Origin of the sequence: Listeria monocytogenes, from assembly GCF_013282665.1 — a bacterium.
GTDB classification, from domain to species: domain Bacteria; phylum Bacillota; class Bacilli; order Lactobacillales; family Listeriaceae; genus Listeria; species Listeria monocytogenes_C.
In genome coordinates this window covers 2,497,569-2,522,961 of sequence record NZ_CP054041.1, presented here as the reverse complement: position 1 = coordinate 2,522,961, position 25,393 = coordinate 2,497,569, and the positions used below count along the sequence as shown (strand labels likewise).

Annotated in this window: 20 protein-coding genes; 1 reads left to right on the top strand and 19 read right to left on the bottom strand. The window is 37.6% G+C overall.

Annotation, left to right across the window (positions count from 1 at the left end):
- Positions 1-254 precede the first annotated feature (254 nt).
- The 18 genes from HRK21_RS12735 to HRK21_RS12650 form a co-directional block, all read right to left on the bottom strand.
- Entirely contained in the window at positions 255-803 is a 549-nt protein-coding gene (locus HRK21_RS12735) for a glycerol-3-phosphate responsive antiterminator (protein ID WP_069888831.1), read from the bottom strand.
- A gap of 16 nt (positions 804-819) precedes the next feature.
- Positions 820-2,631 (bottom strand): DNA mismatch repair endonuclease MutL, encoded by a 1,812-nt coding sequence (gene mutL / locus HRK21_RS12730; protein WP_069888832.1) that lies wholly within the window; start codon positions 2,629-2,631, stop codon positions 820-822.
- A 22-nt stretch (positions 2,632-2,653) separates the two neighbouring features.
- Positions 2,654-5,236, bottom strand: a complete 2,583-nt coding sequence (gene mutS, locus HRK21_RS12725) for a DNA mismatch repair protein MutS (protein WP_070006665.1) — start codon at positions 5,234-5,236, stop codon at positions 2,654-2,656.
- 109 nt (positions 5,237-5,345) lie between these two features.
- On the bottom strand, positions 5,346-5,708 hold the full coding sequence (locus HRK21_RS12720) for a YlbF/YmcA family competence regulator (RefSeq protein WP_003744056.1): 363 nt from the start codon (positions 5,706-5,708) through the stop codon (positions 5,346-5,348).
- A gap of 16 nt (positions 5,709-5,724) precedes the next feature.
- The gene (locus HRK21_RS12715; protein WP_003721906.1) at positions 5,725-6,528 is read right to left on the bottom strand and encodes a TIGR00282 family metallophosphoesterase; all 804 of its coding nucleotides are present in this window, start codon (positions 6,526-6,528) and stop codon (positions 5,725-5,727) included.
- 4 nt (positions 6,529-6,532) lie between these two features.
- Complete coding sequence (locus HRK21_RS12710; RefSeq protein WP_069888835.1) at positions 6,533-7,030, bottom strand: GNAT family N-acetyltransferase; 498 nt, start codon at positions 7,028-7,030, stop codon at positions 6,533-6,535.
- A 113-nt stretch (positions 7,031-7,143) separates the two neighbouring features.
- Entirely contained in the window at positions 7,144-8,706 is a 1,563-nt protein-coding gene (gene rny / locus HRK21_RS12705; RefSeq protein ID WP_003738907.1) for a ribonuclease Y, read from the bottom strand.
- A gap of 300 nt (positions 8,707-9,006) precedes the next feature.
- Positions 9,007-10,053 (bottom strand): recombinase RecA, encoded by a 1,047-nt coding sequence (gene recA / locus HRK21_RS12700; RefSeq protein ID WP_003725961.1) that lies wholly within the window; start codon positions 10,051-10,053, stop codon positions 9,007-9,009.
- 273 nt (positions 10,054-10,326) lie between these two features.
- Complete coding sequence (locus tag HRK21_RS12695) at positions 10,327-11,571, bottom strand: competence/damage-inducible protein A (protein WP_070006664.1); 1,245 nt, start codon at positions 11,569-11,571, stop codon at positions 10,327-10,329.
- A gap of 66 nt (positions 11,572-11,637) precedes the next feature.
- A complete protein-coding gene (gene pgsA / locus HRK21_RS12690; RefSeq protein ID WP_003723921.1) occupies positions 11,638-12,216 on the bottom strand; it encodes a CDP-diacylglycerol--glycerol-3-phosphate 3-phosphatidyltransferase in 579 nt (192 codons plus the stop codon).
- Positions 12,217-12,306: 90 nt separating this feature from the next.
- On the bottom strand, positions 12,307-13,236 hold the full coding sequence (locus HRK21_RS12685) for a helix-turn-helix domain-containing protein (protein ID WP_069888891.1): 930 nt from the start codon (positions 13,234-13,236) through the stop codon (positions 12,307-12,309).
- A 49-nt stretch (positions 13,237-13,285) separates the two neighbouring features.
- Complete coding sequence (gene ymfI, locus HRK21_RS12680) at positions 13,286-14,017, bottom strand: elongation factor P 5-aminopentanone reductase (RefSeq protein WP_003738904.1); 732 nt, start codon at positions 14,015-14,017, stop codon at positions 13,286-13,288.
- A 92-nt stretch (positions 14,018-14,109) separates the two neighbouring features.
- Positions 14,110-15,396: an EF-P 5-aminopentanol modification-associated protein YfmH gene (gene yfmH / locus HRK21_RS12675; protein WP_069888837.1), complete on the bottom strand. Its 1,287-nt coding sequence runs from the start codon at positions 15,394-15,396 to the stop codon at positions 14,110-14,112.
- Positions 15,377-16,669, bottom strand: coding sequence for an EF-P 5-aminopentanol modification-associated protein YfmF (gene yfmF, locus HRK21_RS12670; protein WP_070006663.1), 1,293 nt, complete (start codon positions 16,667-16,669; stop codon positions 15,377-15,379). Before yfmF ends, yfmH begins: the two co-directional genes overlap by 20 nt.
- Before the next feature lie 117 nt (positions 16,670-16,786).
- Entirely contained in the window at positions 16,787-17,737 is a 951-nt protein-coding gene (locus HRK21_RS12665; protein ID WP_003723916.1) for an ABC transporter permease, read from the bottom strand.
- A complete protein-coding gene (locus HRK21_RS12660) occupies positions 17,734-18,786 on the bottom strand; it encodes an ABC transporter permease (protein ID WP_003738900.1) in 1,053 nt (350 codons plus the stop codon). The genes HRK21_RS12665 and HRK21_RS12660 overlap by 4 nt, the downstream gene beginning before the upstream one ends.
- A complete protein-coding gene (locus tag HRK21_RS12655; protein WP_003738899.1) occupies positions 18,779-20,320 on the bottom strand; it encodes an ABC transporter ATP-binding protein in 1,542 nt (513 codons plus the stop codon). The genes HRK21_RS12660 and HRK21_RS12655 overlap by 8 nt, the downstream gene beginning before the upstream one ends.
- Before the next feature lie 432 nt (positions 20,321-20,752).
- Positions 20,753-21,826: a BMP family lipoprotein gene (locus HRK21_RS12650; protein ID WP_003736561.1), complete on the bottom strand. Its 1,074-nt coding sequence runs from the start codon at positions 21,824-21,826 to the stop codon at positions 20,753-20,755.
- A 351-nt stretch (positions 21,827-22,177) separates the two neighbouring features.
- Between HRK21_RS12650 and proG the strand changes: the two genes are divergently transcribed.
- On the top strand, positions 22,178-23,017 hold the full coding sequence (gene proG / locus HRK21_RS12645; RefSeq protein ID WP_070006662.1) for a pyrroline-5-carboxylate reductase ProG: 840 nt from the start codon (positions 22,178-22,180) through the stop codon (positions 23,015-23,017).
- Positions 23,018-23,049: 32 nt separating this feature from the next.
- Here the strand turns inward: proG and HRK21_RS12640 are convergent, their stop codons facing one another.
- Complete coding sequence (locus tag HRK21_RS12640; RefSeq protein ID WP_070006661.1) at positions 23,050-25,323, bottom strand: FtsK/SpoIIIE family DNA translocase; 2,274 nt, start codon at positions 25,321-25,323, stop codon at positions 23,050-23,052.
- Positions 25,324-25,393: the final 70 nt, after the last annotated feature.

Here is a 25,393-nt window from a genome sequence, read left to right as displayed (position 1 = left end):
AAAATTACTCATATAAAGCCATTTCACTAAATTACCATGATTCTAATTTAGTTTTTATTTCAATTATATATTTTTGCTGTATTACTTCAAACACCCCTTTCTGTTATGGTACAGTTTTAAACTCGAATCAACGTATAGAACAGACAGAAAACGCTTAAGTCCTTGTGCTACAAAGCTTTAGCTGAATATATAGCGTTTTCATTGTTTTTCAGAAAAAGAGCTAAGCCGTTTATAACACACGACTTAGCTCTTTTTTACCATAAATATTTGTTAGATGTTGTAACAGCGATAGCACCGCTTGCAATTACTTGATCCACTTGTTCTTTCGTTTCAATCAAACCGCCTGCAATCACAGGAATATGAAGCTTTTGTGTCATTTTTTGAACTTGTTCCGGAATGATTCCTGGTAAAAGTTCAATGCAATCTGGTTGTACTTTTTGAATCAAAGCTACTCCTTTATTGTAGGCACTTGAATCAATCATGAAAAGCCGTTGAATAGCTAGCATTTTGTGCTGTTTTGCTTTCATAATGGCATTTCCTCTCGTAGAAATAATCCCGTCTGGGCGAATTTCTGTACACAAAAAATCAATAGCGTAATCATCATTTTTTAATCCGTTGACTAAATCAGCGTGTAGTAAAACCTTTTTTCCGCTAGCTTGTGCGTATTTGACGAGCGATTTTAATTGAGCAACATGTGTTTCCAACATCACCATATAAGTCAGGTCAAGCTCTAAAATTTTCTCCATATCTCTTTGGTTATGTGCAGCTGGAATGATTGATTGACCGGAAAATGGTAACTCCAAGTTCTTTCCTCCTCTTTTACATCACTCGTTTGAACATTTTTTCTAGTTCGTATGTGGAATATTGAATGATTACTGGACGACCATGGGGACAAGTGAAAGGATCGTTTGCCTCTCTTAGTGTATCAAGTAATGCTTCCATATCTTGCGTCGTCAAATAATGATTGGCTTTAATTGATTTTTTACAGCTCATCATAATGGCCGTATCTTCTCTTAATTTATGAATGCTAATGCTTGGTGCAGATAACGCTTCGTCAATAATTTCCCGGAGCATCTCTTCTTCTTGATCTTTTGGAAACCAGGTTGGATGCGCACGAATGATAAAACTATTTTGTCCGAAGTTTTCTAAGAACACGCCTACTTCTTCTAATTTAGCTTTTTGCTCTTCTAAGCGAACATACTCATCCGCTGGGAATTCTAGCACAATTGGAACAAGTAGTTCTTGCAACTCGCGGCTGACTTCACCAATTTTTTCGCGATAAAATTCATATTTAATCCGCTCTTGAGCAGCATGTTGATCAATAATATACAAACCATTTTCATTTTGAGCGAAAATATAGGTTGCATGCATTTGACCGATTGGATACATTTTAGGAATCCGTTCTTTCGGTTGTTCTGCGTGCTCTACTTCTTGTTCTGGCTCATAAGATGGCATTGTTTCCAAAATGAAGTCGTCTTCCCGCGGAGCATCTAAATCAGCAGGAACATATTCCGGAATGCTCGGTTTCGAAAAAAGTGTTGGCGTTTCTTTTGGTGGTTTGTTTTCCTCAAAAGACATTTGGATTTGTTCTGATTTTTGAACTTCTTTTTGTTTTTTAGAAACTTCTCCGTCTGGAATCAATTGCAATTTATGGAAAGCCTCTTTAATCATTTGGCTAATGAGCTGTCCTAGTTCTTTTTCTTTGCTTAGACGAACTTCTAATTTAGCAGGATGCACGTTGACATCTACAATAATGGGATCCATTTCGATTTGTAAAACAATGATTGGAAAGCGACCAATTGGTAACAGTGTATGGTAACCTTCTTGAATTGCTTTTACAAGTGCGAAATTTTTAATAAAACGACCATTTATAATCGTTGAAATATAGTTACGGTTGGAGCGATTTACTTCTGGTAATACCGCATAACCAGAAATCTTAAAATCAAGCGACTCTGCTTTGACTGGTATTGATTTTCTAGCGATCGAAACACCATAAATAGCAGCAATCACTTGACGCAAGTCCCCATTTCCGTTGGTTTGTAATAAGGGTTTTCCATTATGCGAGAAACGGAAACTAATATCTGGATGAGCCAAAGCTAATCGGTTTAATATATCCGTAATATTCCCAAGTTCCGTGGGTAAACTTTTTAAATATTTTAACCGCGCCGGTGTGTTGAAGAATAATTGCGATACTTCGATTTGCGTTCCTTTTCTAGCGTGACCACTTTTTTGCTCAATGATTTTCCCGCCTTCTAAGGTAATCGTCGTACCTTTTGTTTCTCCTGTAGAAGTTTCCATGGATAAGTGAGAAACTGAGGCGATACTTGGAAGGGCCTCCCCACGGAAACCTAATGTATGAACCCGGAACAAATCAGCTTCATTTTTAATTTTACTTGTAGCATGACGTAAAAAAGCTGTTGCAACATCTTCTTCTTCAATACCACTACCGTTATCTATAATTGTAATTTTATTTAAGCCGGCTTCTTCCACTAAAATGTCAATGACTGTGCTACCTGCATCAATGGCGTTCTCTACTAGTTCTTTAACAACCGAAGCAGGGCGTTCTACCACTTCTCCTGCAGCTATTTTATTGGATAAAGCATCCGTTAATTCGACAATATGTTTAGCCATTTAATAACCCGCCTTTTTAATTTTAATGGATTTTACTTTGAAGTTCATATAACTTATTCATCGCATCCATTGGTGTCATCTGCATGATGTTCATGGAAGCAATTTCTTTTAATAATTTTGTTTCTTTAGAAGAAGCTTTTTTCTCCGGCTCTACCGGGAACATAGATAGTTGCACTTCCTCATGGATTTCTTCTGGCTGTTTGTCATTAGTAATAACCATTTTCTTATCGTCGTTTTCCAGTTGTTCTAAAATACGACTTGCTCGCTCAATTAGAGTTTTTGGTAGTTCTGCTAATTCTGCCACATGAATACCATAACTTTTATCTGCTGGTCCTTCTTTAATTTTATGAAGGAACACTACTTTTCCATTTTCTTCCACAGCACTGACATGAATATTTTGTAAACCATGTAATTCTTTTTCGAGGTCTGTTAATTCATGATAATGTGTGGAGAAAAGTGTTTTGGCGTGTACATTCTCATGGATATACTCGATGATTGCTTGGGCAAGCGCCATTCCATCATAAGTAGCAGTTCCACGACCAATTTCATCAAATAAAATCAAACTATCTTTTGTTGCGTGGACGATGGCATTCCTTGCTTCTAACATCTCCACCATGAACGTACTTTGGCCAGCAATTAAATCATCTGCTGCACCAATTCTAGTGAAAATTTGGTCAAAAATTGGTAACGTCGCTTCTTCTGCAGGCACAAAGCAACCAACTTGCGCACAAATCGCCGTTAGTGCTACTTGGCGCATATACGTACTTTTACCTGACATGTTAGGACCCGTTATAAGTAAGATTTCCCGATTACGATCTAAATCACAGTCATTTGCTACATAACTTTGTGCGCCCATCACTTTTTCTACAACAGGGTGACGACCTTGTTTTACATGCAAAGAACCATCTTCGCTTAGAGTTGGACGAATGAAATGGTTTTTCTCACTAATATCTGCAAAACTTTGGAGACAGTCGATTTCACTAACAGACTTCGCGAGTTTTTGTAAACGTTCTATGTAATCTTTTACTAGTTCGCGCACTTCTGTAAATAATTGATATTCGAGCTCCATGCTTTTTTCTTCTGCATCTAAAATGAGTTTTTCTTTTTCTTTTAGTTCAGGAGTGATATAACGTTCCGCATTCGTTAGCGTCTGCTTACGCTCGTAGCGGCCTTCTGGGAGCAAATGTGTGTTAGCTCGGGTAACTTCAATATAATAGCCAAAAACGCGGTTAAAGCCCACCTTCATCGTTTTAATCCCTGTTAGTTCACGTTCTTTACGTTCTAACTCAGCAATCCACGTTTTCCCATTGCGGCTTGCATCGCGATACGTATCTAATTGACTGTTATAACCGTCTTTAATAATCCCGCCTTCCCGAATCGAAATAGGAGCAGAATCCATAATTGCTTCTTCCAACTTTTCCGTTAATTCTTCGCACGGATCTAATTGATTGGCAAGTTCTGTTAGGCTTTTGCTGTTCATTGATAAAAGCGTTGCACGAATGCGAGGAATTTGATATAGCGAATTACGCAGTTGAATTAAATCACGTGCATTCACATTTCCGTATGCAACACGACCTGCTAAACGCTCTAAATCATACACATTTTTCAAGTTTTCTACTAATTCAAGACGTTCGAAAAAATTCGCCATTAGTTCACTGACATCATTTTGACGTTCGATAATTTTATTGCGATCGATTAACGGACGATCAATCCACTGCTTAAGCATTCTTCCACCCATAGCCGTTTGCGTATTGTCTAACAACCAAAGCAAAGTGCCTTGGCGTCCTTTTCCGCGGATAGACTCTGCTAATTCTAAATTACGTTTAGAATAGTAGTCCATTTTCATATAGTTACTTGTTTCGTAGTGAACCGCTTGTTGCAAATGACCCAAATCCCGCTTTTGTGTCTCTTTTAAATAATGTAGTAATTTACCGATAGCTCGTTTTTCTGATAGAGACATATGGCGGGTTACTAATTTTTCGTTTTCTGCGGGAATGGTATCTTCTTCATGCACAGAAAAAGTTAAACCGAGTTGCTCTTTCATTACATCTGAAAGCACATCTTTTTCTGACGCGGAAACAATCAATTCTCTCGTTGAAAGTGTTGTTAATTCATTTATTAGGCGATCTTCACTTGCCTCAATAACGGTTGATTTTAATTCTCCTGTCGATAAATCAGAATATGCAAAACCATATTCTTTACCCTCATAACAATAAAGAGAAGCGATATAGTTATTTTCTTTCGCTTTTAAGCCACGTTCATCCATGACCGTTCCTGGTGAAATTAACTGTACTACCTCACGTTTCACCATGCCTTTGGTTGTTTTAGGGTCTTCTACTTGTTCACAAATAGCTACTTTATATCCTTTTTCAATTAACGTATCAATATAACCACTAGCGGAATGATATGGAACCCCGCACATTGGTATTTTTTCTTTTGTACCACCTTCACGGCCAGTTAATGTAATTTCTAATATTTGAGAAGCGTTCAGTGCATCCTCAAAAAACATTTCATAAAAATCTCCTAAACGGAAAAATAAGAAAGCATCTTGATATTTGTCTTTGATTTCCAAGTATTGCTTAATCATTGGTGTATATTCTGTCATTATCTCATCATCCCTTACTTCTTTTTCATCCTCTCATTATAGCATAAAGTTTCATTTTCCTGCGACCGCAAAAGAAAAAAACTGCCAGCGTTTTGGCAGTTTTAACATGTTAATTTTCTTTTTCAAGCTCGGTTGTTACTTTTGTCGTGATTTCTGTTGTAATTGATTGCAAAAGATCGTTTGCATCTTCTTGGGCGCGTCTAAATTCCGTTACAATCGGAAGCGAATCAATATCTGCTCGAACGTTATCAATTTGATTTTCCGTCTGCTTCATTGCTTCAAGTTTTTGATAATGCTCTAAGTTTACTGCTTCTTTTTGAAGTAATTTTATTTTAGAAACCTTCGCTGCTACTTTAGAATTCGCATTAATTCTTTCCTCGGCAAGGCGGTAGAATGATACTTCTTCCGTTTGTTGAAGCGCATCACGAAGTTCAGTTGCTTTTTTCATTATTTCGTCTTTTGAAACTGTCACAATTTCATCTCCATTCTTAATCAAAGGAAAATGGGTGGTCTTCATTGATGAGAATTCGGTCAATTTTTTGTGCTTTTCCAGTATTTTCGTCAAGTGTTATTAAACAGCCAGATAAGACTGCTCGTCCCGTTTTTGGAACTTCGAATCTAGTTGGCAACGCCGTTTTAAAACGACGAATAACAGCTTCTTTTTCCATTCCAAGAATAGCATCGTATGGACCAGTCATACCAGTATCCGTCAGATAAGCTGTCCCTTCTGGAAGAATGCGATTATCAGATGTTTGTACATGGGTATGTGTACCAACAACAGCTGTAACACGACCATCTAAATACCAACCCATTGCTTCTTTTTCACTAGTAGTTTCTGCATGAAAATCCACAAAAATAATGTTAGTACGTTTTTTCGCTTCTTCTATCAAAGTGTCCATTTTGCGGAATGGATCGTCTAAATCTGCTAGAAAAGTCCGACCTTGCATGTTGATAACGGCAATTTCATGCTGATTGCTTTTCACAAAAACCATTCCCGTTCCAGGTGTAGTATCATCTGGAAAGTTTGCTGGACGCACTAAATATTTCGCGTCGTCAATAAATTCGAAAATATCACGGTTATCCCATGTATGGTTTCCAAGCGTTACAGCATTGGCACCAAGCTCTAGAAAATCTTTATAAATTTTCTCTGTAATCCCACGTCCACTCGCTGCATTTTCACCGTTAATCACCGTGATAGTAGGTTTATATTTTTTCTTTAATTGTGGTAAATATTCTGTTATGGCATCGCGTCCGATAGAACCAACCACGTCACCAATAAATAAAATTTTCATTTTGTTAATCTCCGTTTCTATTACTTCTACGTTCTAATAATGCAACATCGCGAAATACCCCGTTCATTTCACCTAATTTTTCATGAATGCATAAAGTTTGAAAACCATATGTATGATGGAGTGCAATGCTAGCTTTATTTTCTGGAAAAATCAAAGATTGCAAAGTCCAAAAACCTTGCTGCTCACTTGTCTGAATAAGTTCATGCATAAGTGCTTTTCCAACGCCTTTTCCACGGGCGCTTTTTGCTATATAAATGCTTAATTCAGCTACGCCTCGATAAGCATGCATACTTGAAAATGGTAACAGCGCTGCCCAGCCAATCACTTCGCCATTCATAAGAACAACTAATCGACAATTGTTTAAGTACTTCTCATTAAACACTTCTAGAGATAGTGTCTTCTCTTGAAAAGTAGCGTTTCCTGTTTCAATGCCCTCTTGATGGACTGCAGCTACTCCTGAATAGTGTTCTTTTTGCATCGGCAAAATTTTCCACTCACTCAAAAACTCCGCCTCCCTCTCTCATTTATCCATTAATTATACCGTTCTTAGTCAAGCTAGGCAACCGATTAAAAAAGATACACCGCAAAATAAATTTGCGATGTATCTTTTAATTATTATTTAGCGTATTCAACTGCTCTTGTTTCACGAATGACAGTCACTTTAATGTGACCAGGATAATCTAACTCCTCTTCAATTCGTTTTCTTATGTCGCGTGCAAGGCGGTAGGAAGAAAGATCATCAATTGTATCTGGCTCAACGATGATACGTACTTCACGTCCTGCTTGGATAGCATAAGATTTTTCTACACCATCGTAAGACTCAGAAATTTCTTCTAATTTTTCTAAACGACGAATGTAATTTTCAAGCGTTTCACTACGAGCTCCTGGTCTTGCAGCAGAAAGTGCATCCGCTGCTGCAACCAATACTGCGATGACAGAAGTAGCTTCTGTATCTCCATGATGGGAAGCAATACTATTGATTACCACATCATTTTCTTTGTATTTGGTAGCAAGTTCCACGCCGATTTCAACGTGACTGCCTTCAATTTCATGGTCAATTGCTTTACCAATGTCATGAAGCAGTCCGGCCCGTTTAGCAAGCGTAACGTCTTCGCCAAGCTCTCCTGCAAGAATTCCTGCAAGTTTCGAAACTTCGAGTGAGTGGTTAAGAACGTTTTGCCCGTAACTAGTACGGTAACGCAAGCGGCCAAGAATTTTTATCAAATCAGGATGGATGGAATGAATTCCAACTTCAAATGTTGCTTGTTCCCCGACTTCGCGAATGTGTTCATCCACCTCTTTACGGGCTTTGTCCACCATTTCTTCAATTCGAGCTGGATGGATTCTTCCATCTTGAACAAGTTTTTCTAAGGCGATTCTAGCGATTTCACGTCGAATTGGATCAAATCCGGAAAGAATTACTGCTTCCGGTGTATCATCAATTATCAAATCAATCCCTGTTAACGTCTCAAGCGTGCGGATATTACGGCCTTCACGTCCGATAATCCGACCTTTCATCTCATCATTTGGTAAGGTAACAACAGACACCGTTGTTTCTGCCACATGATCAGCTGCACAACGCTGGATAGCTAGTGAGAGAATATTCTTTGCTTTTTTATCCGACTCTTCCTTAGCCCGGTTTTCTGATTCTTTGACCATGATTGCTGTATCATGTGTTAATTCATCTTCTACCTGATTAAGGATGATAGATTTCGCTTCCTCTTTGCTGAGCGCAGAAATTCTTTCGAGTTCTGTCTGCTCCGCTTGAATCATCTCAGCTAGTTTGCTTTCTTTCTCTTCAATTTGTTGTTGACGTTTACTGATACTCTCCTCTTTTCTTTCAAGTGTAGCTTCTCGTTTACTTAAAGAAGTATCTTTACGGTCGAGGTTTTCCTCCCTTTGCAATAAGCGATTTTCTGCTTTCTGTGTCTCTGTTCTTCGCCCACGAAGTTCATTTTCGATTTCAGTACGTAACCTATGATTCTCTTCCTTCGCTTCAAGCAATGCTTCTTTTTTTGTAGTTTCTGCTTCTTTCTTTGCATCCTCTACAATTAATTCAGCAGTCCCCCTTGCAGCAGCCAGTTTTTTCTCTGTACTAGATTTAAAAATTAGAGAACCAACAACTAGACCGACGATTAAGAAAAGCAAACTGGAGATGATCGTGATTGCGATTGTCATCCTTACACCTCCTTTGCTATTCAATTTTCGTTATTGTTATGTCGGTGGCCAGAAATCTGGCACATGCGTATTTTTCATCAACAACCGAGTGCTAATCTCCCCATTCAGTTGAAGCCGATTTTCAAAAGGAAAAACTTCCCCCTTGTCTCCCAGCAATATAAAATATACAACTTAATTTTATAGGTCAAAGCATACAATGTCAAGAAAAGGAATGAAATGTATGGTTATTTTACTTAGTTTTTTTAAAATAGTAAAAAATACGTGATAGGAAATAAATTCCTACCACGTATTAAGCATTACTTATTCATCATCTAGTAAACTTAAAGTTTCTTCGCCTTCATCTAAAGGTTCTTTATTGCTTCCGTCAATTTCGTACTCTTCACGAACACGTTTTGAAATCTCATCACGAATATCTGTATGTTCTTTCAGATATTGTTTTGCGTTTTCACGACCTTGGCCGATACGTTCTTCTTTGTAAGAATACCATGAACCACTTTTATTGATTACATCCACTTCAGCAGCCATATCTACAAGCTCACCTTCACGTGAAATACCTTCACCGTACATGATGTCCACTTCAGCAATACGGAACGGAGGAGCTACCTTGTTTTTCACAACTTTGATTTTTGTTTTGTTACCCATTACATCTGTACCTTGTTTAAGTTGTTCTGCACGTCTTACTTCTAAACGTACAGTCGAATAGAATTTAAGCGCACGACCACCAGGTGTAATCTCAGGGTTCCCAAACATAACACCAACTTTTTCACGAATTTGGTTAATGAAAATAGCAATGGTTTTTGATTTATTAATAACACCAGAAAGTTTACGCAATGCTTGGGACATTAAACGTGCTTGTAGCCCAACGTGTGCATCACCCATCTCCCCTTCAATTTCAGCACGTGGTACAAGTGCTGCAACGGAGTCAATTACTAACATATCTACAGCACCACTTCTAACTAACGCTTCTGCAATTTCTAATGCTTGCTCCCCTGTATCAGGTTGAGATAATAGTAATTCATCAATGTTTACACCAAGATTTTTAGCATACGCTGGATCTAGAGCGTGTTCTGCATCGATAAATGCCGCTGTTCCGCCTTGTGCTTGTACTTCCGCAATAGCATGAAGTGCAACCGTTGTTTTACCGGAACTTTCTGGTCCGTATACTTCAATAATACGTCCACGAGGGTATCCGCCGACTCCTAAAGCAATATCTAAAGCTAATGAGCCACTAGAAATAGTAGATATATTTTGGTCTGAATGTTCCCCTAATTTCATAATGGAACCTTTACCGAATTGTTTTTCAATTTGTTTTAAAGCTTGGTCTAATGCCGCTTGACGATCATTCACATTGTTGCCTCCTTCAATAAATATCCTAATAGCTGTTTTTCTACTTCTTCTCTCTCAAAAAACAGTCAGAATGTTTTCCTAAAATTACTATAACGCATTTTAGAGTGAGAAGCAAGCAAAAAGCGAACATTTATTCGTATTTTTTTGTTTTGTGTAAGCACCGGCTGCTTTCTTCCTCATTATAACGGGATTTCCGGCGTTCGTCTAATACTTTTTTATCGCTTATTTCCACTTTTTTTGCAGATTTTTTTCCTTTTCTTCAAGTAAAAGCGACTAATTCGCGTCTAAAAATTGTTTAATTAACTGAAATCCTTGTTTTACTGCACGACGGCGATTATGGTTTCGATCTCTTCCATAAACAAACTGAAAAGCCTCTGCTTCATGACCTTTAACGCTCAGTCCAATCCAAATAGTGCCTGCAGGATGACCTTCTAAACTATCAGGGCCTGCAACACCTGTAAAACTGATTCCAATATCCGTCTTACAAAGGCGGCTTACATTTCCAGCCATTTCCTTCGCACATTCCGCACTAACAACGCCTTTTTCTTTTATTACTTGGGGAGATACTTGTAATATGGATTGTTTTATTTCTTCACTGTATGTCACCATACCGCCTTTAAATATTTTCGAAATACCAGGAAAGCGAGCAATTTCTGCTTGGAACAAACCAGCAGTGAAACTTTCTGCAGCAGAGATGGTTAGCTCTTTTTCAAGCAACATCGCCGTAACTAATTCAGGTAATGAAACTTCTCCATATCCATATAAAAAGCTACCATCTCGGCGCAATACTTCCTCCTCGGTATCCTTCACCAGTCTGCTTGCTTCTTCTTTTGTTTTAGCTGTCGCTGTAATACGAACCACGACTTCATTATCACCAGCATATGTCGCAATCGTCGGGTTGACTTGCGTGACAATCAAATCGTTTAAATCAGTAGCTAATTGTGACTCTCCAATACCAAAAAAACGCATAATTTTTGATTCTAAAATGTTTTGCTCGCCACTTTCACTTAAAAGTAAGGGGTTAGCATAATTTGTAAACATTGGTTTCATTTCAGATGGTGGGCCTGGTAACAAAACGTAGGTATGATTATTTTCTTTTAAGTACATTCCAGCCGCAAAGCCATAATCATTATTCAATACGGTAGAACCTTCAATAATAACTGCTTGTAATTTATTATTTTCGGTCATAGTTCTGTTCCTAGAAGTAAAATACTCATTAATTTTATTCATATGGTACTCATCTTCCACTAATTGTTTGTCTAGATGATTAGCCAAGATTTGTTTCGTAATATCATCCTCAGTCGGTCCAAGTCCGCCGGTAAAGATTAAAATGTCACTTCGGTTTTCAGCAATTTCGATTACTTCTTTTAAACGCATTGGATTATCTCCAACCACCGTGTGATGATATACATATATTCCGTCTGCAGCTAATTCTTGAGAAATAAACGCAGCATTAGCATTAACAATTTGTCCAAGTAATAGTTCTGTTCCTACTGCAATGATTTCTGCACTTGCCATTATTGTCATCCCCATTTCTATTTTTGTATAGAAAAAAAGCACACAATGGTATGCTTTTTTTATTTATTACATTGATCCTTTGAAAACACCGCGATTTTTATAGAAATAATCGATTCCTGACCATACTGCAAAGAATGCACATACATACAAGAACACTAAATCTACGCGGATCCCTGTCCAAGCAAATGGGAAGTTATTTAATAACATAAGTGGAATAGCAATCATTTGGGTGAACGTTTTGATTTTCCCAAGTTGACCAGCTGCAAGGACTTCTCCGCCTTCTACTAGAAGTAAACGAAGGCCTGTAACAGCTAATTCTCGGCTGATAATTAGAATAACTACCCAAGATGGAGCGATATGCATTTCTACAAGGATAATAAATGCCGCAGCTACAAGTAGTTTATCAGCCATCGGGTCAGCGAATTTCCCGAAGTTAGTAATCAAATTATACTTACGAGCTAAATGTCCATCAAACCAGTCTGTAAGGGCCGCTACAATGAAAATAATAGTTGCTACTAAACTAGTTACCGGAATAGTGGAATCAAGCCAAGTAACACTTCCCCAGTCAAATGGTACTACACAAAGAATGACAAAAATTGGTATCATAAAAATTCGGATAACCGTCAATTTATTAGGTAAATTCATCTTTTTCTCTCCTTTTTTACATTTGAAAAGTATGTAATTATAAAAAATGTTGGCGAAATCTAATGAGTAGATTTCGCCATATAAAACAAATTATTCAGTATCTGAGCTAGTATCGCTTGCTTCTAAATTAATTGTTAATACTTGTTTAACAAAATCAGGTGCAAGTTCTAACTGTTTGCCATTGATTTTTACAGTGGTAACCGGAGAGTTCCCGATAACAATCGAAACTGTCTTGTTGTCACCTAAATCAATTTCTGTTGACGGATTTTGAGTTGATAGCGTTACATTTTGAATTGTGTTACCATTTGCATCAGAAACACCAATCCAAGAATCACCAGTTGCACTAAGAGATAGCGTCATTTTATCGGTATTTTTCACTGTATACGTAGTGGCGTTACCGGATGTTTCTCCTTTAGTCACTTCAACTTCTTTGGCTGTATCTTCCTTTTTATCCTTTGTTTCTGTTGATTTATCTTCTCCAGCAGTCGTATCTTTTTTCTCAGTGTCTTTACTTGTATCCTTACTTTTCGTTGAATCTTCTACTTTTACAGTAGGATTATTCGTGTCTGTTTTCACTTTTTCAGTGGAATTGTCTTGTTTGTTTAGCAAGAAAAACCATACGATGAACAGGATGAAAACAATAAATAAAGCGATGAGGATTTTTGGTAAAATATCAAAGAAACGATTACGCGCACTACCTTGATTGCCCACAGATTGTGCAGGCATAGGATTTCTTTTACTTTGTACTCGTGTTGGCTCATTATTTACTACTTCTTGTTGCGGTGTTTCAGGAACTTCACTTTCAAACTCATCGAAAAGCGTTGCGCTATCTAACCCAACTGCCTCTGCGTATTGTTTAATAAATGCTCTTGCATAAAATTTGCCAGGCATTACAGCATAGTTTCCTTCTTCAATCGCTACCAAATAACGTTTTTGAATTTTCGTTACTTGTTGCAAGTCGTCTAAACTGAGTCCTTTTTCACGTCTAGCTTGTTTCAGTTTATCACCGAGTTCTGTCAACATTAAACACCTACCATTACTAATTTCAAATTTCCATTTTTTACTAAAATTACATAAGCCAACCGCCATTTAAGCGCAAAACTTCTCCAGTGATATAGCTTGCTTTTTTACTTGTCAAAAATTCTACAGTTTCTGCAATTTCTTCTGGCTCGGCAAAACGATTTAAAGGGATTTCTTGACGAAGAATTTCTTTCTCCTCGTCTGAAAACTGATCCATCATTTTTGTTTCTACAACCCCTGGCGTAACGGCATTTACTGTTATTCCAGAAAGCCCTACCTCTTGACTTAGCGCACGGCAAAAGGCTATTTGTGCACCTTTTACAGTTGAATACGCTACTTCCATTGATGCACCAATTTCTCCCCATATAGAACTAATGAAAATAATTCTTCCTTGGCTACTTTTCATTAATTTGGGCATAAAAGTACGAATTAATCTCATTGGCATAAACATATGCACATTCCATAATTCAGCAATATTTATATCTGTAGTATCCTGGAATAAACCATAATGGGCGTGCCCTGCTGCATGAATAAAGGCATCTAGCTGAAAAACTTGCTTCTCCATCTCTGTTAAACTTGTTAAATCATCAAAATCAGCTTGAATCAGTATAACGTCTACATCTTCTGCTTGTAATTGCGGCAGTAATGTTTCTACTGCGTGTTTATTTTGATGATAGTGAAGATACAAGTTCCAACCAGCTCTCGCAAGTGACAAACAAATTGCTTGACCTATCTCCCCGCTAGCCCCTGTTACAAAAGCATATTTTATCTCTTTATCCAAAAAAAGGCAACCCTTTCCAGTCTATTTCTTTTATGATAGCATGACTCAGGAATTTATGCTATTTTTTCTACTAAAAAATGACATAATTTTGTTTATTTTTCAGGAAGTAGCTGAAAACTAGTTGTTCGTTCTTCTTCATCCAAGTTTTTAACAAAAGCATTTACTTCCTCTAAAGTAACTTTTTCCATTAAAGGTAAGATATCAAATAAAGAAGCAGATTTCATTACGTACTGGCTAAATTGATTAGCAATAAACTCTGGTGAATTTAGCGAGCGTAAAAACTGACCAATTCGTTTGCGTTTTACTAATGCTAAATCTGCTTCACTTAAACCATTCTTAGCGGCTATCTGAATTGCTTCTTTAATTTTAGCAGTTTGTTTATCTGGATCTTTGGCGTCTCCACCAACTAATACGAACGAGAAGCTATCTTGTAAGGTGTAATCATAGCCAAATGTATCGTCAATAATTCCTTCGTTGTATAACTTCAAGTAAGTGTCAGATGTTGTGCCAAAAAGCATTTCCAAGGCTACATCACCAATAATTTCTTGTTTTATAGCAGCTTGGCCTTCTAAAAAGCCAATATCTTCTTTAATCCCTACGAGGTTCTTAGCGATTTGAACAGGGAAATGAATTTTACGTTCTTTTATAGAAACCGTTTTTGGTTCTTCAGGAAAATGACGTTTGATTGGTACAGCTTCAGCAAATTCTTTTTTCGCTTGATTGGCACGGATTTGATTCATCATTTGTTCTGGTTCTAAATTCCCTACAACGAAAAGAACCATGTTGCTGGGGTGATAGAATGTGTTATAGCAAAGATAAAGTAAATCTTTGTTAATTTCAGCAATCGATTCTACGGTTCCAGCAATATCGATTTTGACAGGATGGTTGTGGTACATGTTTTCGATTACGCCAAAATAAGCGCGAAAATCAGGATCATCATCATACATTCTGATTTCTTGCCCGATAATACCTTTCTCTTTTTCAACAGTTTCTTCTGTGAAATACGGCTCTTGTACAAAGTCAATTAGCGTTTCCAAGTTTTCTTCTACTCGAGAAGTACTTGAGAAAAGATAAGCTGTTTTTGTGAAGGAGGTAAATGCATTCGTAAAAGCACCTTTTTCGCCAAATTTGAAGAAGACATCACCGTCTTCTTTTTCAAACATTTTATGTTCTAAGAAATGGGCAATCCCGTCTGGCACTTTCGTGAATTCTGTTTCACCAATTGGGACGAAATTATTATCAATTGCTCCGTAATTTGTTGTGAATACCGCATAAGTTTTACTAAATCCTTGTTTAGGAAGAAGATACACTTGTAAGCCATTTGTCATTTTTTCATGAAAGACTGCTTCTTTTACTTGCTCAAATGTTATTTTTTCCATGAAGTTCTTCTCCTCCCTTACTTAAGAAATAAATGGTATCTGGTTTAATTTTATTGATAGCAACAACTACTTCTTCTTTGGTTGCTTGTTTGATTTTTGCGATCCAATTTTCTAAGTCTAAGTTTGCTTCACGTAGAACATTGTTATAGACCAGTTCTATCAAACCTTGCGCTTGATCATTTGTTTCAAGCAATTGGTTAATAAGCATTTCTTTCGTTTGATTTAATTCATCTTCTGTAAAATCGCCTTGTTTCATCGCGACTACTTGTTCTTCAATTATTTTTAACGCTTGTTCGTAATTTACTTCATCAATTCCAGCTGAAATAATCATATAACCTTTGAAAGAATCGATTCGGCTTGATGCATAATAAGCTAGACTCGCTTTTTCGCGCACATTGATAAAGATTTTCGAATTAGCAAATCCGCCAAGAAGTCCGTTCGCTAATTGAAGTGCAACGAAATCATCATCTCCGAATAAGGTTTCTGTTTGATAACCAAGTACAAGTTTCCCTTGATTAATTGCTTGTTGCTCATGAATAGTACGTACTACTTTTGGAGCTTCTTTTGTATAAAAAACACCTTTTCGTTCAGCACGTGGGGCAAAAGCCATCTTTTCGATAAGGGGCATTACTTCTTCTTTGGTTACATCGCCACAAATAAATATTTCGATAGCATCTTTTGTAATAAATTGTAAGTAGTATTCATATAAATCTTTCGCTGTGATAGCATCAATGTCTTCTAAGACGCCAGCTGAGCCAAAACGAAACTCATCATCGCGGAACATTTCTTCTACTAGTCGTTTAGAAGCAAAACGAATTTTATCATCGTAAATACCTTCTAAACTACTTTTCAGGTTCTCTTTTTCGCGAGCAAATGTTTCTTCATTGAAAGCACCATTTGCCACGTTTGGATGGAATAATGCTTGTTCTATAAAAGTGAAAGCATCTTCTAAAATATGATTTCCGTCCGATACATATTGCCCGTCAATCATATCGAAAATAACGGTTAATACGTGTTCATTGCCTTTTTTAGCTGTCGTTGTATAAAAATTAGCACCGTAAAGATTCGCTAATTGCTTTCTGAAAGCTGTTTGAGTTGGATATTTTTCACTATTTGTTTCTAATAATATCGAAAGCAAAGCCCGTTTAGTTACTGTTTCTCTTTCTAATGGAGCGCGAAATTTGAAAACAATTTTATTGGATTTATATTTTTGAGTTGGAACAATCGTCAGTGCAGCTGGACCAACTTTTTCTTGAAATATTTTGTCTGTCATTATAATGCTCCTTTCAAGCAATGATCTCACTTTCCTATTGTATCCTAAGTTGTTGCGACGCACAATTTTCTAGCATAAAAAAACAGCCTAGAATTTAATCTAGGCTGTTTACTCGGATTATTTACCTTTAATGTAGTTCACACCATCTGCTTTTGGTGCTTCGGATTTACCGATAAAGCCAACAAGCGCTAGGATAGTTAATACATATGGTGCAATTTGTAAGTAAACGTCTGGAATATCTTTGAAGAATGGTAGCGATCCACCGGTAATTGCCAAACATTGCGCAAATCCGAAGAAGATAGCTGCTCCCATTGCTCCAAGTGGGTTCCATTTACCAAAGATCATCGCCGCAAGGGCCATATAACCTTGACCGGAAATAGTTGCGTGTCCGAAATCAAGTGTAAAGGATTGGGCGTATACCGCGCCACCTAGACCACCAAGGATACCAGAAATGATAACCCCTTGGTATCTCATCCAGCGAACTTTGATTCCCATTGTATCTGCTGCAAGAGGATGTTCCCCTACAGAACGAAGACGAAGACCAAAGCGTGTTTTGTAAATAATAAACCAAGAAACAATAGCGAAAATAATCGCTACATAACTCATTACCGGAATGTTTTTGAAGAAAATATCACCAATGACTGGAATATCACTCAAAACAGGAATATCCGGTTTACCAAAGTAGTACTTAATTTGGTCTGTTTGGCCTTTATCGTAAATTACTTTTACAAGGAATAAAGATAGACCTGTTGCTAAAAAGTTAATCGCTACACCACTGATTACGTGGTCAGCGCGGAAATTAATTGTTGCAACGGCATGTACAAGAGAGAATAATCCCCCAACGACCATCGCCGCGATAAGTGATATCCAAGGAGTTAAATTGCCGAAAGTATCTTGGAAAGTAAGGTTAAAGACGATAGCAGAGAACGCTCCCATAACCATCATACCTTCTAGTCCAATATTGACCACACCGCCTCGTTCTGAATAAACGCCCCCGAGAGCAGTAAAAATTAGTGGGCCTGCCATAAGCAGTGTACTAGAAACAATTGTCGCTAAAATGGCTGTCATTCTGCTTTCGCCCCCTTCTTAAATTTTGCCATCGCCCAGCGGATAATGTAGCTGGATGCCACAAAGAAGATAATCAGAGCGATAATTACATTGACCAATTCATTTGGAACGCCTGCAACTGCTGGCATGTTTAGAGCTCCGACTTTCAGCGCACCGAACAAGATGGCAGAGAAGACAATCCCAATAGGAGAACTTCCTCCGAGTAATGCAACGGCAATACCGTCAAAACCTATTCCAGGAGAAGAAGTTAATACATATGCTGTTCCGTATGTTCCAAGACCTTCCATTACGCCACCAAGACCAGCAAGCGCTCCGGCGATAACCATGGAAAAGATGATTGTTTTTTTAACACTCATACCAGCATATTGTGATGCATTTTCGTTAAATCCAACTGCTTCGATTTCATAACCGAAAGTAGTTTTATTTAACATTATCCAAATAATAATTGCGAAACCAAGGGCAATCAATATTCCCCAGTGCAAGGAGGAGTAATCAGTAAGTGATTGTAATAATTCAGATTGTAAGGATGCGGACGCATGAATTTCTTGCGTTTTATCTAAACCATCTGTAAGTAAGTTTTGTACCACGTAGTTGAAAATATAAAGTGCTGTATAATTCAACATAATCGTTACAATAACTTCATTTACACGTAAAGTCGCTTTTAAGATACCTGGAATGAATGCCCAAATCGCACCGAATAACATACCAGTAATAATCGCAAGTGGTAAATGAATCCATTTTGTTAAACCGTCAAAGTTTACTGCGATGATGATTGAACCTAACCACCCCATCAGCATTTGACCTTCTGCACCGATGTTGAAAAGTCCAGCTTTAAATGCCACGGCAACAGACAGACCAACTAAAATATACGGTGTAGCTTGACGAATAGTTTCACCAATATAGAAATTTTCTCCGATAACACCTTGAATCAGAGCTGAATAACCAGCAATTGGGTCATATCCAAAAATAAGCATAATAATCGCACCACAGATAAGTCCAAGGATAACGGCTGTAACTGGGATAACTAATGCTTGAAGTCGTTTAGACATGCTCTTTCTCCCCCATTTCCGCTTCCTGTTTGGATGAACCAGCCATCATTAGGCCAAGTTCTTGCTCCGTTGTTTCTTTCGGATCAACAATAGCAACGATTTTCCCTTCGTAAATAACCGCGATACGGTCACTAACATTCATAATTTCATCTAATTCAAACGACATAAGTAATACAGCTTTTCCATTGTCTCGTTGTTCAATCAAGCGTCTATGAATGAATTCAATTGCACCAACATCTAGTCCACGTGTTGGTTGAGCCGCAATTAAGAAATCTGGATTACGATGTATCTCCCTTGCAATAATCGCTTTTTGTTGGTTACCACCAGAAAGTGATTTTGCTGCTACGTATTCGCTACTTGCACGAACATCATATTCTTGAATTAATTCACGCGCAAAGTCGTACATTGCTTTGTGATTTATGAAACCGCCACTCGAAATAGGTTTTTTATAGTATGTTTGTAAAGCAATATTTTCTCCAAGGGACATTTCGAGTACTAAACCATGTTTATGGCGGTCTTCTGGAATGTGTCCTAAACCAGCTTCCGTAATTTTACGAGGTTTTTTATTTTCAATATGTTCACCGTTTAGAAGAATGCTTCCGCTAGTTACTTTAGAAAGACCTGCAATTGCAGAAATAAGTTCACTTTGGCCATTACCATCGACTCCAGCTATTCCGACAATTTCGCCAGCTCTGACAGTCAAGTTAAGTCCGCGAACACTTTCCACACCGCGACTTTCTTTTACAACTAAATCTTTTACTTCTAGTACGTCTTTACCAGGAGTTGCCTCTATTTTCTCTGTTGTAAAGACAACTTCACGTCCAACCATCAAATTAGCCAAATCTTGTGGTGTTGTTTCCGGAACGTTAACTGTACCCATGCCTTTACCACGGCGGATAACAGTTACTCGGTCACAAACATCCATGATTTCTTTTAGCTTATGTGTAATTAAAATGATGGATTTGCCTTCTTTGATAAGAGAACGCATAATTTGAATTAGTTCTTTGATTTCTTGGGGTGTTAAAACGGCTGTTGGTTCATCAAAAATCAAGATATCTGCACCACGGTAAAGTGTTTTCAGAATTTCCACACGTTGTTGCATACCGATTGAAATATCTCGTACAACTGCATTTGGATCAACGCGCAAGCCGTAACGATCAGAAATTTCTTTAATTTCTTCAATCGCTTTTTTCTTTTCGATAACACCGAGTTTACTTGGCTCTTTACCAAGTATGATGTTTTCTGCAACCGTGAATTTATCCACTAACATGAAATGCTGATGGACCATTCCGATTCCAAGCTCATTTGCTTTGTTCGGGCTATTAATATTTTCTTTTGTACCACGAACACGAATTTCGCCACCATCTGGTTCATATAGACCAAACAAGACATTCATTAGCGTAGATTTTCCTGCGCCATTCTCACCTAACAAAGCATGAATTTCTCCCTGCTTTAATTGTAAGGTAATGTTATCATTTGCTACAAATCCAGAGAATTCCTTCCTGATTCCTAACATTTCAATAACAAAGTCCACTTCTTCACTCCCCTTGTCGTCTGGTTCAAACTGGAAAAACAGCCACACGCGCGATTCTCTCGAAGGACGCCGCCTCTCCCCGTACTTCCTCCCGAAGAAGGTTCCGAGTTTTTTATCCGTTTGTTGTTCAATGACTTTTTAGCTTAAATACTTTGGTATGTTGTAAAAACGCGATTTATAATACCATCTATGTACGAAAGTTTACCTTGCATTTTTAAGCTATTAAAAAAGCCATCTCCTTATTTTATTTCTAAATGGCATTCATTGCAATCATAAATTCCAATATACCGATTATTTTCTTTTAGTAAAAGGGTTTACCTATCAAATTAAAACGCTTACAAATTATTTTTTTATGAAAGTCGGTACGTTTAATACCGACTTTCATAAAAGGTTTTACTTCGTTCGTATTACTCCGTTTTTATAACTATAAAATCAAGGTTTTTCTGGAACTTTAATGTCCCCATCAACGATTTTTTGTTTGTATTCTTCAACTTTAGCAAGAACGTCTTTAGAAATATTATCTTGATGTTCAGAAAGCCCTACAGCATCTTTATCAAGACCGTATTCAATTTTAGTTCCGCCAGGGAAGTCTCCAGCTTTTGCACGAGTTGCAAGGTCATCTACAGCGATATCAACGCGTTTGATTTCAGATGTAAGCGTTACATTGTAATCTTTGCCATCGTTTGCTGTAACTTTTCCTTCGTCCCATTGGTCACGGTCAACACCGATTACCCAAACAGCACGGCTAGGATCTTTTTTCTTCAGGTTTTTAGCTTCTGCAAAGACACCGTTACCAGTACCACCAGCAGCATGGAAAATTACATCAACCCCACTTGAATACATGGAAGAAGCAATTTGTTGTCCTTTGTCTGCTTTAGCGAAATCGTTTGCATATTGTACATCAATTTGTGCATTAGGATTAACAGCTTTTACACCAGCAGTGAAACCAGCTTCAAAACGGTCGATAACAGTTCCTTTTACCCCACCAACAAATCCAACTTTATTTGTTTTTGTTGTTAAGCCAGCTACTACACCAACTAGGTAAGAACCATCGTTATCTTTAAATCCAATACTTACTACATTATCACGGTCATCAATTGTGTCATCAACAATAGCGAATTGATTTTTAGGTTTTTGTTTAGAAACTTCTTCAATTGCATCTTTCAGTTTGTACCCAATTCCATAAATTAAATCATAGTCGCTACGAACAGCAGTGTTTAAGTTTGTTTTGTAGTCTGCTTCAGAAGCTGATTGCAAGTAGTTGTAACCATCTGTACCTTTTTCCATGTCGTTAGCTTTACCAAATTTTTGTAAGCCTTCCCATGCTGATTGGTTAAACGAACGGTCATCAACGCCACCAGTATCTGTAACCATTGCTACTGTAAAATCTTTACTGCTCTTATCACCGCTACTTTTTTTATCGTCGCTGCTTGAACCACAAGCACCTAGGATAACGCCAGAAGCAATAATCATTGATAGTGCTAAAGCAAATGTACGCTTTTTCACCTTAAAACCCCTCCCGAGAGATATAATGTTAGTTAGAGCTATCTGTCAAAACAAACATTCAGGCGCGTATTAAAAATTATGTATGGTCCCTTTTTAGGAAAACGCACAAAAACATTTAACGTCTTCTCCAACTGTTCTTAATATAACATGGAAAATAAAATAAATAAATAACCAACTTCATAAATTTTTAATGCAAATGAATTCAGAAAATTAAATTCTATCGGAATCATTCGTTTTTTAGGTAAAGCCTAGGTGGGAGCGCATTAACGTGAAAAAGTAAACAATCAAATTTAGTTGCAATCCCCTTTTATTCCCTTCATAATAAAATGAATGATGAAAGGCGGGATGAAAATGACAAAAATAGGTTTTATTGGCTTTGGAAGTATGGCATCGTTAATTGCGACTAAAATAATTGAAACTGAGGTTGCTGCTCCCGAAGAAATCATTCTTTATTCCAGTTCCGAAAATACACATTTCAAACAATTTTATGCAAAATATCCTACAACCGTATTGGCTAGTAATGAAGCCGAAGTTTTCACAAAAGCCGATCATAGCTTTATTTGCAAGTTGCCTCTTGCGATTTTACCTCTTATGAAAGATTGTGCAGCGGTGTTAACAGCAGATCGTCATGTGATATCTATAGCAGCAGGTGTAACTACTTCAGACATTTTAGAAATCTCTCCTGGATTACAAGTTAGTAAACTAATCCCTTCCCTTACAACAGCTGTCGGTGTTGGAACTACCTTAATTGCGCATGCTGAGACAGTGAACCAAACAAACAGTTCTTGGTTAGAAACGACATTTGAGCATTTTGGTCATGTCATGACTATCCGAGAGGAAAATATGGATATCGCTAGCGATTTAACTAGCTCTTCTCCTGGAATAATTGCTGCTATTTTCGAACAATTTGTGGAAGCTGCTCTCAGAAGATCCTCTCTATCCGATGCAGAAGTTTTTCAAATGATTAATTTTGCTTTAGCTGGGACTTCCAAATTATTAGTAGAGGAAGATTACACCTTTAGTGGCTTAATTGAACGCGTTGCAACAAAGGGCGGTATCACTGCTGAAGGCGTAGAACTTAGCGAGGAGCAGTTACCCCAATTTTTTGACGAACTGCTTGACCGAACACAAACAAAATATGCTTCTAGTAAAAAAGAAATTCAAGCACAAAAACAAGATTTACTTTCATAAAAAAAGGTGGCGATTATTAATCGCCACCTTTTTTATTCGTGCTCTGGATTAATTTCCACGTTTACTCTTCTTGGTTTACTTCCTTCGTGAGGTCCGACTACACCTCTTTGTTCCATTTCATCAATTAACCTAGCTGCGCGATTGTAACCAATGCGGAATTTTCTTTGTAGCATCGAAACGGAAGCTGTCTGCATTTCTACAACAAGCTCTACTGCTTCGTGATACAATTCATCCGTTACTTCTCCTTCGACTTCTGGAATATCATCAGGAATCATTTCTTCGCTATATTGTGCTTTTTGTTGCGAAATAACATAATTAACTACATCTTCTACTTCTGCATCAGATAAAAAGGCACCTTGAATTCGGGTAGGTTTACTAGAGCCAACTGGAAGTAACAGCATATCCCCGCGTCCAAGTAACTTCTCTGCCCCTCCCATATCAAGAATTGTTCTTGAGTCAATGGAACTTGAAACAGCAAAAGCAATCCGAGACGGGATGTTCGCTTTGATTACGCCGGTAATAACATCAACTGATGGGCGTTGTGTTGCGATAATCAAATGTATTCCCGCAGCACGTGCCATTTGAGCAAGGCGAGTAATCGCATCTTCTACGTCATTAGAAGCTACCATCATTAAATCAGCTAACTCATCTACAATGACAACAATAAAAGGCAATTCAGGTTGTTTTTCTTCGTTCAGTTCATTATGTTTTTTCACATACTCATTGTAACCTTGCATATTACGAGTACCAGTATGCGAAAATAAATCATAACGCCGTTCCATTTCCGCAACGACTTTTTGCAATGCTTGGGCTGCTTTTTTAGGATTCGTTACAACTGGTGCGAGCAAGTGTGGAATACCATTATAAACATTTAGCTCTACCATTTTTGGATCAATCATCATCATTTTTACTTCATGCGGTTTGGCACGAAGTAAAATGCTTGTAATAATGCCATTAATACAGACAGACTTCCCGCTACCAGTTGCTCCTGCGACGAGTAAATGAGGCATTTTATCGAGACTGGCCATCATCGCTTCCCCAGAAATATCACGACCAAGTGCTATTTGAAGCTTCTCGTCTGGATTGTTTTTAGGATTATTTTCTAACACTTCACGTAAGGAAACCATGGCTACATTTTGGTTCGCTACTTCAATCCCAATAGCAGATTTCCCTGGAATTGGCGCTTCTATTCGAATATCTTTTGCAGCTAGAGCAAGTGCTATATCATCACTTAAAGAAACAATCTTACTCACTTTAACACCGACAGATGGTTGTACTTCATATTTTGTCACTGCAGGACCAAGATGCACTTGAGTGATTTTTGCTTTCACTCCAAAGCTTTCAAAGGTATCTTCTAATTTTTTTGCGTTCACTTTAATTTGGTCATATTCTTTACTTTGATCCGTTACTTTAGCCGGTGCTAAAATATCGACAGGTGGTAATTGATAAATCTCATTTTCGAACGATTCTTGTTGAAACATTTCTAAATCTTGCTCTTGTTTGGTTGTTTTTTCTTCTACTGGTGCTTTTTCTTGTTCTACTTTGGAGCTAAAGTTAGAGATGATTGGTGGCGCTTTTTCTTCTTGTACGGGTTCTACTACATCTATTACTTCATCGGGCTCAACCTCAACTATTTTCTCGGCTTTCTTTTTATCACGTTTCGCTTTCACTTCTTTGCCTTTTTCGGTCGCAACTTTGCCTTTTGCAAATAAGAAACGAACAAATTCGGCAATTTTGGAGAAAAATTGGCGGATAGAAATACCTGATACAAGGGAAAAACCATAGATAATTAGTAGCGCAGCAATCAAGTTTGTTCCGAGACGATCTAATAAGAAATACGTAACGGAGCTAATTGCAGCTCCAATCATTCCCCCGCCAACAAAACCAACTTGGTTTGGTCTAAATAAATTTTCTAATACTAATTTCCAAGTACTAGAAATAACAGAGGCATTTGCTCCTAAGTTGTGGATAATGAAATACATATGTATATATGTCAAAAAGCCTAAAATAATAAGATAAATACCGACTAATCTTTTGCTAAATAAGTGAGGCATTTTTCTTCTAATCACCATGTACCCACCAAGTATCACGCTACCTGCAAGTAATACATAGCTTAAAAGACCAACAAACATTTCTGCCAGAGCAAAAAAACCGCGACCGACAAAGCCTAATTGTAAAAGCCCGATAACTCCTATTGCTATTAAAATAACCCCTGTTATTTCTAAACGAAAAGAGGCTGATTGTTTCTTTTTTGAACGTGTTGACGATTTTTTACGTCCGCTTGTTTTTTTCTTTTGTGTCGCCATTTCAAGTCCCACCCATTCCTTTTTTGCTTGTTTTATTATAGCACATCTATCCGTTCTGTCGCTCATACTA